The sequence below is a fragment of the Roseovarius sp. S88 genome, from assembly GCF_037023735.1.
GTDB lineage: Bacteria > Pseudomonadota > Alphaproteobacteria > Rhodobacterales > Rhodobacteraceae > Roseovarius > Roseovarius phycicola.
This window is the reverse complement of the sequence record NZ_CP146069.1, coordinates 1,764,328-1,776,686: the sequence shown is the minus strand read 5'-3', so window position 1 is coordinate 1,776,686 and position 12,359 is coordinate 1,764,328. Positions and strand designations below refer to the sequence as shown.

General features: G+C 57.1%; 10 protein-coding genes. 4 read left to right on the top strand and 6 right to left on the bottom strand.

Features of this window, described 5'->3' with window-relative positions; all coding sequences use genetic code 11:
* Positions 1–75: 75 nt before the first annotated feature.
* From RZ517_RS09025 to RZ517_RS09000, 6 genes are all read right to left on the bottom strand, one after another.
* The gene (locus RZ517_RS09025; protein ID WP_338547760.1) at positions 76–633 is read right to left on the bottom strand and encodes a class I SAM-dependent methyltransferase; all 558 of its coding nucleotides are present in this window, start codon (positions 631–633) and stop codon (positions 76–78) included.
* A 92-nt stretch (positions 634–725) separates the two neighbouring features.
* Positions 726–2,120: a dihydrolipoyl dehydrogenase gene (gene lpdA, locus RZ517_RS09020; protein WP_338547759.1), complete on the bottom strand. Its 1,395-nt coding sequence runs from the start codon at positions 2,118–2,120 to the stop codon at positions 726–728.
* Positions 2,121–2,259: 139 nt separating this feature from the next.
* Positions 2,260–2,844 carry a DUF924 family protein gene (locus tag RZ517_RS09015; protein WP_338547758.1) on the bottom strand — a complete coding sequence of 195 codons (585 nt, stop codon included), beginning with the start codon at positions 2,842–2,844 and terminating at the stop codon, positions 2,260–2,262.
* Between the two features lie 188 nt (positions 2,845–3,032).
* Positions 3,033–4,286: an MFS transporter gene (locus RZ517_RS09010; RefSeq protein ID WP_338547756.1), complete on the bottom strand. Its 1,254-nt coding sequence runs from the start codon at positions 4,284–4,286 to the stop codon at positions 3,033–3,035.
* Between the two features lie 104 nt (positions 4,287–4,390).
* Positions 4,391–5,437 carry a tRNA preQ1(34) S-adenosylmethionine ribosyltransferase-isomerase QueA gene (gene queA, locus RZ517_RS09005; RefSeq protein WP_338547754.1) on the bottom strand — a complete coding sequence of 349 codons (1,047 nt, stop codon included), beginning with the start codon at positions 5,435–5,437 and terminating at the stop codon, positions 4,391–4,393.
* On the bottom strand, positions 5,434–8,847 hold the full coding sequence (locus RZ517_RS09000) for a hypothetical protein (protein WP_338551099.1): 3,414 nt from the start codon (positions 8,845–8,847) through the stop codon (positions 5,434–5,436). The genes queA and RZ517_RS09000 overlap by 4 nt, the downstream gene beginning before the upstream one ends.
* A gap of 95 nt (positions 8,848–8,942) precedes the next feature.
* Here RZ517_RS09000 and RZ517_RS08995 point away from each other — a divergent pair, with 95 nt between their 5' ends.
* From RZ517_RS08995 to RZ517_RS08980, 4 genes are all read left to right on the top strand, one after another.
* Complete coding sequence (locus RZ517_RS08995; protein ID WP_338551098.1) at positions 8,943–9,404, top strand: peroxiredoxin; 462 nt, start codon at positions 8,943–8,945, stop codon at positions 9,402–9,404.
* 36 nt (positions 9,405–9,440) lie between these two features.
* Positions 9,441–10,244, top strand: coding sequence for a ferritin-like domain-containing protein (locus RZ517_RS08990; RefSeq protein ID WP_422395577.1), 804 nt, complete (start codon positions 9,441–9,443; stop codon positions 10,242–10,244).
* A gap of 248 nt (positions 10,245–10,492) precedes the next feature.
* A complete protein-coding gene (locus tag RZ517_RS08985) occupies positions 10,493–11,815 on the top strand; it encodes a M23 family metallopeptidase (RefSeq protein ID WP_338551131.1) in 1,323 nt (440 codons plus the stop codon).
* Entirely contained in the window at positions 11,805–12,329 is a 525-nt protein-coding gene (locus RZ517_RS08980) for a bactofilin family protein (protein WP_317054427.1), read from the top strand. Before RZ517_RS08985 ends, RZ517_RS08980 begins: the two co-directional genes overlap by 11 nt.
* Positions 12,330–12,359: the final 30 nt, after the last annotated feature.

Here is a 12,359-nt window from a genome sequence, read left to right as displayed (position 1 = left end):
GGTCTTCCAAGTTAAAAATGAGAACATAAGTGGAACGTGCGTCAGAACCTGTCAGCATCCCTGACTTATCCACAGTTATTTCTGTGCCAGCGCCCAAGAGCAGATCGGGAAATCGGGATCATTGGTCAGGTCATCGCGCTCCGGGTTATAGACCGGCGGCCATTCTTCCCCGAGGTTGCGCAAACCGGCCAGCCGATTGCCCCATTGCTCAGCGCGGATTTTATCCTCATCAAACCCCGCCTCAATCAACAGGTTTTTCAGCCCCCGCGCCGTCCAGCGTGAGCAATCCACCGGATCGCCGTGATAAGGAATGAAAAACGGCACCGCGACCCAGAAATACCCGCCTGGGCGCAGCATTTTGAGGATGTTTTGAGTAGCCGCATAGGGCCGGTCGAGATGCTCCCATACCTGATTGGCAAGGATGAGGTCAAACTGCCGTGGCGCGCCTGCGTCATCCACAAATGGCCCTGCACAAACATCATATGCAGGAAAGCGAAACCGCTCATAAGACTTGAACTCATACCGTCGCCCATGCTTGCCAGAAATCTCTGCGGCGTCCATCGCCGCCAGATCAAGATCGGCAAACCACGCGCGGGAGGTCTTATAAAGCACAATGCGGTTGAGACTGGCCATGCGACCACTCAAACAGAAGCGCGCCACAGGTAAAACCCACCACACGCTTCTTTCTTGTCAAAAATACCTAAAAACCGTTGGCGGCTTGCGCCTTACATATGAATCACCTGGCCATAGGCATCGAGCACGCTTTCATGCATCATCTCGCTGAGCGTCGGATGCGGGAAGACCGTGTGCATCAGATCCTCTTCGGTGGTCTCAAGCTGCCGACCCACGACATAGCCCTGGATCATCTCGGTCACTTCCGCGCCCACCATATGCGCACCCAAAAGCTCGCCCGTCTTGGTGTCAAAGATCGTCTTGATCATGCCCTCAGGCTCACCCAGCGCAATTGCCTTGCCATTGCCGATAAACGGAAAACGACCCACCTTGATGTCATAGCCCAGTTCCTTGGCCTTGGCTTCGGTATAACCGACACTGGCCACTTGCGGATGACAGTAGGTGCAGCCCGCGATGCTTTCAGGGCGGACGGGATGCGGGTGTTTCCCCGCAATCAGCTCGGCCACCATGACACCCTCGTGGCTGGCCTTGTGAGCCAGCCACGGTGCCCCGGCGATGTCCCCAATGGCATAGAGTCCATCAACGCCGGTGCGACAGTATTCATCCACAACCACATGCGTGCGGTCGATTTTTACGCCCAAAGCCTCCAGCCCAAGGTTTTCAACATTCCCCACAATGCCCACGGCTGAAATCACCGTATCAAAGTCATGCTTCTCGACCTTGCCACCGACTTCGATATGCGCAGTGACCTTGCCTTTGGCGCGGTCGAGTTGCTTGACCATGGCTTTCTCCATGATCTTCATGCCTTGCTTCGTGAATGCTTTCTTGGCGAAGGCCGAAATCTCGGCGTCTTCTACGGGCAAAACCCGGTCCATAACCTCAACGACGGTCGTGTCGGCCCCAAGCGTATTGTAGAAACTGGCAAATTCGATCCCGATGGCACCGGAGCCGATCACAAGAAGCTTCTTGGGCATGCGCGGCGGCAGAAGCGCATGTTTGTAGGTCCAGACCAAATCCCCATCGGCCTCAAGCCCAGGCAATTCCCGCGCCCGCGCACCTGTGGCCAGCACAATGTTCTTGGCCGTGAGCTCTTCGGTGCCCTTCTCGGTTTTGACCGACACCTTGCCTTTCCCGGTCAGCGTGGCCTCGCCCATCACGGTGGTAACCTTGTTCTTCTTCATCAAGTGGCCAATGCCGCCAGAAAGCTGCCCTGCAACGCTGCGCGATCTTTTGACCACGGCATCAAGATCATAATCGATCTTGTCGGCCTTAAGACCAAACTCTTTGGCGCGGTGCATCAGGTGAAAGACCTCGGACGAGCGCAGCATCGCCTTGGTCGGAATACATCCCCAGTTGAGACAGATGCCACCCATATGCTCACGTTCTACAACGGCGACATTCATCCCCAGTTGCGCGCCACGGATTGCCGCAACATACCCACCGGGACCCGCCCCGATCACAATCATGTCGAAGGATTTCGCCGCCATGTTCATCTCCGCTTCAAAAATTAGTTTGATATTAAACTATTTTGCAGAACGCCGCAACGCAGCATTCCACACCCGCAACAACTTGCCACGGATGCCACCCTTAAAGATTTGATTTAGGTCAACTTTTGGAAAGGAATTTTCAGGCCGCGTCGGCCTTTTGCAGCTCACGTACGATGCCGCCATAGCCACCGGCCTCTAAAAACTGCTCTTCTTTTGCAGAGGACGCGCGCCCCAGAGCCGCATTGCGATGCGGGAACCTGCCAAATCGACGGATCACTTCGCGATGCGCCCGCGCGTGCAATAAATTGGTGCCATCATCGTCACTCATCCGCTCACAGATCAACCGCACACAGCGGTCCTGGTCACACAAGTTCTCGGAATGCATGAGTGGCAAGTAAAAGAATTGCCGCGCGGGTCCGTCTATGCGCTTGTCCCAGCCACGATGAATGGCGGCCTTGGCTGCGGCCAGCGCGTGTTTGTCGGTGGAGAAAGACAGCGCATGATCACGGAACATGTTGCGCGGGAACTGATCCATCAGGATGATGTAGCCCAATGTCCCGCTCGAATAGGTGAGCCAAAGGCCATAGGTGCCTTCGCGCGCATTTTCCCAAGCCCCCTGAAACTGATCCCGAACTTCAGCGTCCAGTTCATCGGATTGTTCGTACCAGCCTTTGGGGCCGACTTTGTCGAGCCAAAACCCCAATACATCTTCAGGCGCTTTCATCTCACCCTCCTCACCAAGACACACCGCACATACCCGGAGTAAACGACAGTTAAACCCTTCTGCACAGTAAAAATTTACTACAGTGGCAATACTGCGTGACAATTTGGCGACAAGCGAAACGCGCGCAGCGGTGGCGTGCCCGGCTGCGCTTCGCGATCACCTTGGAGTCAGGTTGGCTGCGTAACGCATTAGGTTTCGTCGTCGTCCTGAGCTGTTTCGATCGCGTATTCCTGGGCCACTTCGACGACAATCGGCGACGCACCTGGCGCCACAGCCGCATAGGTATCGGTGTCCTCAACCGCAGGGGCCGCGCGCTGTGTCATCCGGTAGGCCGCATAGGCAACCATCAACGCACACAGCATCGCGATGAAGAGAAAGAACCCGCTGGGGCCCATGACCCCCATGATCCACCCTGTGATAATCGGCCCAAACACAGCACCGAGTCCATTGATGAAAACCATCCCGCCGGCTGCAGCCGCCATGTCATCATGACCCAGAAAGTCATTGGTGTAAGCAATCAGCAGTGAGTAGAGAGGATTAGACGTCCCTCCGACCAGAAAGGCCGCGACAAGCAACAACGCGAAGACACCCCCGAACAGCATGCCAATGATCGCGCCAAACCCACATACGGCGGACACACCAAGGATAAGCAGGCGCCGGTCCATACGATCCGAGAGCCATCCCAGCGGATACTGGATCAGCAAGGCCGCGACATAGAATGTGGCAACGAAGGTTGAGATTTGCCCGATGCTCAGCCCCGCCTCGGCGCCATAGACCGAGGCCATACCAAACTGCGCCGAGAATATCCCACCCAAAAGGAACATGCCCACACACCCCAAGGGGGAAATGCGCAGGATCTCCCGCAAAGACATTGGTTTGGTTGAATCAAACGCTGGCGTCGGGCTGACGGAAAGCAGAATAGGTGCAAAGGACAAAGAGATCAGAACGGATGGAATAATGAACAACAAAAACCCGGCCGGATCCGCACTCAGCATCAGGGCCTGTGCGCTGACAATGCCCACCATCTGCATGATCATGTATAGAGACAACGCCTTGCCGCGGTTCTCGTTTGTCGCGGCATTGTTGAGCCAGCTTTCGGCGGTCACATACACGCCGGAAAAACAGAACCCGATCAGGATGCGCCCTGCCCCCCAGGCATATACATTCGTGAAAGCCGGATATAGGATCATGACTGCGGAGATCATGGAGGCCAGCGCCGCAAAAACACGCACATGGCCAACGCGGCGGATCATGTCAGGCGCCTTGCGCGAGCCAAACAGAAAGCCCACGAAATAGCCCGACATCACAAGCGACATTTCCAACGTGGAAAAGCCTTCAAGCTCACCACGCACACCCAAAAGCGTGCCCTGCATACCATTGCCAACCTGCAAGAGCATCATGCCGAGCAACAAAGCCCAGGCGCTGGACAAGACTGAAAACATTGCGCACTCCAAATTCCTATGAGCGCTCTACGCGCCTGCCCCGACACCTGTCTGGTTCAAACGCGACTCACCCATGTCGGTGCGCCTCTCGTGACAGGCGAATGTTACGGAATCAACAAGGACGCATCACCATAAGAGAAAAAGCGATACTTTTCGCGCACCGCATGGTCATAAACCGCCTTGATGCGCGCCTGTCCCATAAGTGCCGAAACCAGCATCATCAACGTGCTTTTGGGCAGGTGGAAATTGGTCATCAGCGCGTCGGCAATGTGAAAGGTGAACCCAGGATAGATGAAAATGTCCGTCTCTCCTGTCCAAGGTTTGATCGCGCCGCCTTGTCCAGCGCTTTCGATCAACCGGAGGGCCGTAGTGCCGACCGGAATGATCCGACCACCAGAGGCCTTGGTGGCCGTGATCTCGGCGGCGGCCTGCGCACTCACTTCCCCCCACTCGGCATGCATCTTATGGGTGGTTACATCCTCAACTTTAACCGGAAGAAATGTTCCGGCTCCTACATGCAATGTCACTTCGGTGAAGGTTACGCCTTGCGCCGCGAGTGCGGTCAACAGCGCGTGGTCAAAGTGCAAACTCGCGGTCGGCGCCGCAACGGCCCCTTCGGTCTTGGCAAACACAGTCTGATAATCTTCTCGGTCCTGCGCATCCGCCGCACGTCTGTTGGCAATGTAGGGTGGCAATGGCATGGCACCCGCCGCATTCAAGGCGGTGTCGAAATCGTCACCAGTCAGATTGAAGGCCAGTTTGGCCTGCCCATCCGGCTTTCCCATGACCTTGGCCGAAAATTCATCGTTGAAGCGAATTTCATCGCCTTCACGCAGCTTTTTCAAGGGCCGCACCATGGCCGACCAATGACCCTGCCCATCAGGCTCAAGCAGGGTCACGTCAATCCGCGCGACACCATCTCCATGTGGCGTATCGCGGCGACGTGTTCCAAAAAGGCGCGCCGGAATAACCTTGGTGTTGTTGAGGACAAGCCGGTCCCCCGCCCGAAGCCATCTCCCAAGATCATAGACATGCGCATCTGTTAAATTGTCTCCTTCAGCCACCAAGAGTCGAGCAGACGAGCGCGGACGCGCTGGACGGGTTGCGATCAGCTCTTCAGGCAGATCGAAGTCGAAATCTGATAATTTCATCGCCCGCCGTTTTCCTCGACCTGAGGTCGTTTCGCGGGTTGAGCGCTGTTGTCTTGTGGCTGTGCGGGCGCTGTGCCATCCGATTGAGCCACGTCGGGTGTCGTTTGAGACGCCCCAAGGTTGGGCCGTGCCGGCGGTGAGCGCCGAAAGAGATCGCGGAACATGGCCGGGGTGAAAACCGAAAGCGGATTTACACCGACCTGTGGGTTCGACGCGCTGCCGCGGATGGTGTAGTTAAATCCTATAAGGCCCTCTCCACGACGCGTGAAAAGCCCGCCCACGGCATTGACCAGATACACAGGTGACAACACACCCTGCATATCCATGCGACCATTTTCCGGATAATAATAGCCGTCCATTGATATCCCCATCGACGCCCCAACCGCGCTTCCGGAATAGAGCGTGATCCGGTCTGGCGACAATTGGAACCGCGCGTCGATTTCCTGAAAATGGATCCCTTCGCCCGCCATCTGTTCAAGGATGCCCACAACACTGACTGCGTTCAAAAGAGCGGCCATTGCCGGGGCGTCTTTGACGCGCATGCCATCCGTCACCTGCAAGCGCCCTTCATAGGTTCCGCTTGCCCTGCCCGGGATCAAGGTCAGGTCCAGCACGCCATTGCGCGCCTGTTTGATAAGCCCTGCAGAGGCAAACACCGCAGCGGCATTTTCGGATTGAATGCGAAATGCGCTGCGCCCATTTTGCGGGATCACCCGACCCTCAAGCGGCGCTTGCCCGTTAACGCGCGCGGTGAATTTGCCGTCTGGCCCATTGCTCATATTGAGCTCGGATCTAAAGCTTGTCAGTGAAATACTGTCCGAGACAATCAACCGGTCCAACACCAAAGATACTGGTCCGGTTTGTCCGCGTCTGCGCGCCGCACCACCTTCGCCAGCTTGCGCGTTGACGGAGGTTTCCCGCAGATCAATCTCCCCGCCAAGAACCCGCACAAGAGGCAGCGCGTTACCGCCGCGTCCAACAAGCTCGACCGGGGCGTCGATCCAGTTTCCGGCGCGCACACGGGTAAAAGACGCACGGTTGAGCTGTCCAGAGGGCAGCAATGATACATTCCCGCGTGCCTCCAACCCTGCCGCGTTGAGTATGATCTGATCAATCACCGGCGGTTCGCCAAGCCGCCCGTCCAACGAAAACTGACCTGTCCCGCCCTGTGACAGCCCCCAACTGATCTGAGGCAGGCTCAACCCGATACCTGCAAGATCGGAACTCAGGCGAAAATCACCAGGCGTGTTCTTTTCAAAATCAAGCTCGACCTGTGCTTGGCCCACACCAGATACACTGCCGGGGGGCAGTGAGATGCGGAACTCATCTGTAAACCGTTCCGACAGCTCCACTGTGCCGCGCACCTGGGCTTTGCCGTTGTGCTCTTCCTCCAGAAGCGCCTCAAAGCTGGCCTCGAATGGCACCTGACCAATCAGGCCAGGACCGTCTATCTTCAGAACCTCATGGGTGACATTGAGATCAAGCGCGTTGGCGCTGAGCACCCGGTCCGGCACAAGCACCTCGCTGCGCACATCTCGCAACGTCCCGCTGACGTCAAAAGTCACATCTTTTGTTGTCAGTTGCGGCACCATTCGAAACTTGAGCAACCCGGACAAATCCACACGTCCATCCGCAAGCGTCACCGGCCTGCCCGCCTTTTGCATGAAGCGAAACGGCTCTTCATCCAAGAGCGACAGCGCGCCGGTGATGGTACTTTGGGTGCGCAAATGCACCTGCGCCGGGGTGCGTTTCATATCAACATCGGGGATCTCAAAGCTTGTGCCTGAGATATCGATGCGCCCGCCTTGAGCGGGAGAGATGTATCCCGATTGCGCCGACAGGACAAATTGATTGCCATAGAGTGTCGCATGACCCGCGGCGTCTTTGATGATCGGCACGCGCTTCACATATTGTGTGTCGAGACCTTTGAAATCAAACCCCAAAAAGACATCCGGCTTGTGTTCGGGCAAGGAGCGCAGGGCAAGCTGAACGTTCTGAATAGTTGCCTTACGCACATTCGCGGCGATCCATGTGCGCGCATTAGCCAGCAGAGTCTCGGGCCAAAGCTCCAGAAGCTGGACATCGCCGATCTCATCCACATTGCCATCAAGCGCCACGCTCCATCCGTCCTCACCCGCGCGCGCCTCACCGGACATCACCACAGCGACATCTTTGTCGCTGAGAGACAGCTCTCCCAGGGTCGCCACAAACGGGTCCAGCCGAAGCCGCATATCCATACGTGCGGGTCCCAGGGTTATGGGTTCCGGATAGATGTCCGCCGGGTTGGCTTCGATTGTGTCCAAACCAACCTGAAGGACAATCTCTCGCGGCAGCCCCTGTTCCACACCAATCAGGTTGGCGCGCCCCTCGGCGCTGGTCTTCAGCCATTTGCTGTCAACTGACAGCTCACTGAAGATGATTTCCTGATCCTCAGGATCGTAGGTGAAGTAGCTGCGCACGCCGTCAAACGCGATCGGTTTGGTCGCCTCATTTGGTTTGACCACACCTGCCCCGATTTGCAGCGTCGCGTTGAGCGGACCAAGCGCGCCGTCCTCTTCAACCGCCACACGCAAGGCTCCGGAAATTGGCGCGTCCAGCGCACTCAGCCAGGCCAGGGCGGGCGATTGACCCGCAATGTCGCGCGCATGCATATCCTGAAAGCTGAGACCAAGCTCTGCTGCCGTGTCGCCAATCCGGCTGGCGTAATTCATCTCCAGCGTCGTGGCATAGTCCCGTCCGCCCAAGAGCACGAAATCTCCGCGCAGGCGCAAATCGGTGTTGTCCCGGGTCAATGACAGACGCCCGCCATCCACGCTCCAGGATCGCCCGGCGCGCAGGTCATCATACCGCACCGATACATTTTCCACATCAATCAGTGTTAGATCGGCAAAGCCCGGACGCAGCAGCATGGCTTCCATCTCGCCGATCAGTTCGCGCAGGCTGCTGGCCTCTTCGACCTGTGTTTCCGCCTGCCCAACCGAAAGGCCCACCGCACCGGTATCTTCACGCCGCAAAGACAAGCGCGCACCGCTTAGCTTGATGTAGCTCGGCTGGACTTCGCCGCGCATCAGCGGCTTCAGGGCCACCTGGCTTTGAATGTCTGACAGGTTGGCAATCGGCAGGCCGGTGTCGTCGCGCAGCATCACGTCTCGCAGCCAGAGCCGAGGCACAAGGTTTTCGTTCAGCACCACCGCCACATCTCCGAAATGGAGCGAAACGCCCTCAAGCTGATCATTGATCTCGGTGGTGAGGCGGTCACGCACCCAATCCGGCGCAGAAAGTCGCATGCCAATCATGGCCGAAAACAGGATCGCCAGGGCACCGGCCGTCAGTAGCAACCCGATGCCCAAACGCATGCCGGTTTTCTTCACCCAGCCACGACGCGGTTTTGTCTCTGCCGTTTCGGTCATTTTTCCCGTTATGGCCACTTGGCCTGCCTGCTGCCTTTATTCTCGCGCGTTACACTCTAATTTAAAACTCACTTTTTCTTTTTGGAGGTTCCACCATGCCCGAAATCGCCGATTTGGCCCCGGATTTTACGCTTCCACGCGATGGAGGAGGTGAAGTAGTGCTCTCTGGGCTGCGCCCTGCACCCATTGTTTTGTTCTTTTATCCCAAAGATGACACGTCAGGCTGCACCAAAGAGGCGATTGCCTTTACCGGCTTGAACGCCGAGTTTGAGGCAGCTGGCGCACGGGTTTTCGGCATTTCCAAGGACACCGTGGCCAAGCATGACAAGTTCCGGGACAAGCATGATCTGGGCATTCCACTCTTGTCCGATGCCGAAGGAGATGTCTGTGAGCAATACGGCGTTTGGAAAGAAAAGAGTATGTATGGCAAGAAATACATGGGGATTGAACGCACGACGGTCCTGATCGACGGGGACGGAAAAATCGTGCGTATCTGGCCCAAGGTGAAAGTGCCCGGCCATGCCGAAGAAGTGCTGGAGGCCGTGCGCGCCTTGTGACAAAGACGTCGCATGACTGATCTCAGCTTATCACAAATGGCGGTGGAGGTTTTGACCACCGCCGATGGCCGCGAAAAGACCGCCCTGTCACGGGCCCATGCCAAGCGGTGGTTTGAAGCGCGCGAGGCTGGAACGCCTTTGCCTGTTGGGCGCGCAGAAGCCCCCTTGCGTCCATCGCGACCAGAGACACCACGCCTGCTTGATCCGCGCGACGTGCCGCGCCGCCGCCCGGGAACAGAGGCCGGTCGCATCGCCATACTGCACGCTGTGGCGCATATCGAGCTGAATGCCGTTGACCTGCATTGGGACATCATTCCGCGCTTCGCCGATACGAAAATGCCAATTGGATTCTACGATGACTGGGTCAAAGCAGCCGAGGAGGAATCCAAACATTTCAACCTTGTATGCGATTGTCTTGAAGCGCACGGCAGTCATTATGGCGCGCTTGACGCGCATGCAGGCATGTGGCGCGCGGCCGAGGACACGGTGGATGACTTTATGGGCCGCCTTGCCGTTGTGCCCATGGTGATGGAAGCGCGCGGTCTGGATGTGACACCCGGCATGATTGAGATTTTCCGCAAGGCCAAGGATGACAAAGCCATCGACGCGCTGAGCATCATCTACGCAGAAGAAGTCAGCCATGTCGCTTATGGATCCAAGTGGTTTCACTTTCTGTGCGGCCGGCACGAACTGGACCCAAAGGGCGCCTTTCACGATCTGGTGCGTCGCTATTTCCACGGCGCGCTCAAGCCCCCATTCAACGAAGAAAAACGTGCTGAGGCCGGTCTGCCTCCTGATTTCTACTGGCCCCTCGCCGCAGAGGCCAAGTCGCCGCTCTAACGCTGGTTGTGCCAAACCCTTCTAAGTCGGCGATTTTCTGCCGTTTACTGGGGGTTTCGTCGCATTTTCGGCACAAGCTGGTCAAAAGACTTGCCCAAAGCTTAGGCACTGTGTACGCACTTTGCGACGGTGCCGAGATGGCAGCTTTGGTATGTCGCACACGCATGAAAGTGAGCACATATGGGGCAAAGCGACGTAAAAGAGCACCGACAAGGGAATGGTTGGCTAAGGACGACTATGGGGGCCTCGTGCGGACGCGTCTTGCGATAAAAATCCACAATTTGTTGGAACGACATTTTCCAGAGCGCAGGGTGTTTTTGCGCTCGGACACAGATACGCGGTTCATCCGCCTGAAGCCCGCCTCACAGCTTTTTGCCTTTCTAGGCGCGTCTGCTGTCGTGGCCTGGGCAATTATCGCGACTGCGATTTTGGTGATGGATTCAATTGGATCAGGCAATTTCCGCGAACAGGCCAAGCGCGATCAGCGCACCTACGAGACCCGTCTCAATGCGCTCGAAGCCGAACGCAACCTGCGCGCCGAAGAAGCACTGGCCGCGCAAGAGCGCTTTAACTCCGCACTCGAACAAATCTCCGTTATGCAGACCGAGCTTCTGGCCTCGGAAACACGCCGTCGCGAGCTGGAGACGGGTATCGAAGTTGTTCAGTCCACGCTGCGCCGCGCCATGAAAGAACGCGACACAGCGCGCGAGGAAAGTCAGGCTTTGGCCCTTGTGCTTGAGAATTCTGATACCGCGCCGGTCAGCACACCGGGCGCCGCAGCGGAAGGCGACAGTACAGTGGACTTTCTGTCCAGTGCTTTGGCTCAAACCGCGCAGGAGCGCGACAAAGTCATCGAAGACGCGCAAGAAGCGCTCTTGGCCGCGGATGAGATGGCCACGCAAATCCGCCTAATGGAAGACCGCAACGAACAGATTTTCCGCCAACTCGAAGAAGCCATGAGCATTTCCGTTGAGCCGCTCGACAAAATGTTCCGCGCTGCTGGCATGAACACCGAGTCACTTCTGAACACGGTACGGCGCGGATATTCGGGTCAAGGTGGCCCGCTTTTGCCTTTAAGTTTTTCCACACTTGGAGAAACTCCTTCCCCAGACGCGGATCGCGCCAATCGCATCCTGAACCAGATGGACAAGCTGAACCTCTATCGCATTGCCGCTGAAAAAGCGCCCTTTGCTCTGCCGGTCAAAAACTCGTTCCGCTACACATCGGGCTTTGGCATCCGCTGGGGGCGACCGCATAACGGGACGGATTTTGCTGCGCCCCACGGCACGCCAATCTATTCCACAGCCGATGGCGTGGTGACCCATGCCGGGTGGCTCTCGGGATATGGCAGGCTCATCAAAATAAAGCATGAATTCGGAATTGAGACCCGTTACGCGCATTTGTCCGCCATTCGCGTCAAGGAAGGTCAAAGGGTCTCGCGTGGCCAAAGAATTGGTGATATGGGGAACACTGGACGTTCCACGGGCACGCATCTACACTATGAGGTCCGTGTCGGCGGCAAAGCCGTCAACCCTATGATCTACATCAAGGCTGCAAACAATGTTTTCTAAAAGCAAAATCAACGAACCAGCACCGAAGGCAGACACCGCGGCCAAGCCCGCAACGCCTGAGACGCGCACTGATGTTCCCCCTGCATCTGGTGCAAGCGGCGAGTTCAAGGCAACAGCCCCCAAGGCGAAACCCCCTGCTTCTACTCTGTCGACCGATTTGCACGTCACTGGCAATCTCAAGACGACCGGCGACATTCAGGTCGAAGGCACGGTTGAGGGCGACATCCGCGCACATCTTCTGACCATCGGCGAAGGCGCCACGATCAAAGGCGAAGTCATTGCCGATGATGTGGTGATTAATGGCCGTATCGTAGGCCGCGTGCGCGGTCTCAAAGTACGCCTGACATCCACCGCACGTGTTGAGGGCGACATCATCCACAAGACCATCGCGATCGAATCCGGTGCTCATTTCGAAGGCTCGGTTCAACGTCAGGATGATCCTCTTAGCGCCGGCGCAAAGAAGCCCGCACAACAAGCCGCCCCTGCGGCTGCTCCGGCGCAAGCCAAGAGCTAAGCTACTGGCAATAAGATTTGGAAGGCGCCC

Bases quoted from the DNA above. Each gene is read 5' to 3' on its own strand.
- queA (WP_338547754.1), bottom strand. From the start codon at position 5,437: ATGAAATTATCAGATTTCGACTTCGATCTGCCTGAAGAGCTGATCGCA.
- RZ517_RS09025 (WP_338547760.1), bottom strand. From the start codon at position 633: ATGGCCAGTCTCAACCGCATTGTGCTTTATAAGACCTCCCGCGCGTGG.
- RZ517_RS09015 (WP_338547758.1), bottom strand. From the start codon at position 2,844: ATGAAAGCGCCTGAAGATGTATTGGGGTTTTGGCTCGACAAAGTCGGC.
- RZ517_RS08995 (WP_338551098.1), top strand. From the start codon at position 8,943: ATGCCCGAAATCGCCGATTTGGCCCCGGATTTTACGCTTCCACGCGAT.
- RZ517_RS08990 (WP_422395577.1), top strand. From the start codon at position 9,441: ATGGCGGTGGAGGTTTTGACCACCGCCGATGGCCGCGAAAAGACCGCC.
- RZ517_RS08980 (WP_317054427.1), top strand. From the start codon at position 11,805: ATGTTTTCTAAAAGCAAAATCAACGAACCAGCACCGAAGGCAGACACC.
- RZ517_RS09000 (WP_338551099.1), bottom strand. From the start codon at position 8,847: ATGACCGAAACGGCAGAGACAAAACCGCGTCGTGGCTGGGTGAAGAAA.
- RZ517_RS09010 (WP_338547756.1), bottom strand. From the start codon at position 4,286: ATGTTTTCAGTCTTGTCCAGCGCCTGGGCTTTGTTGCTCGGCATGATG.
- lpdA (WP_338547759.1), bottom strand. From the start codon at position 2,120: ATGGCGGCGAAATCCTTCGACATGATTGTGATCGGGGCGGGTCCCGGT.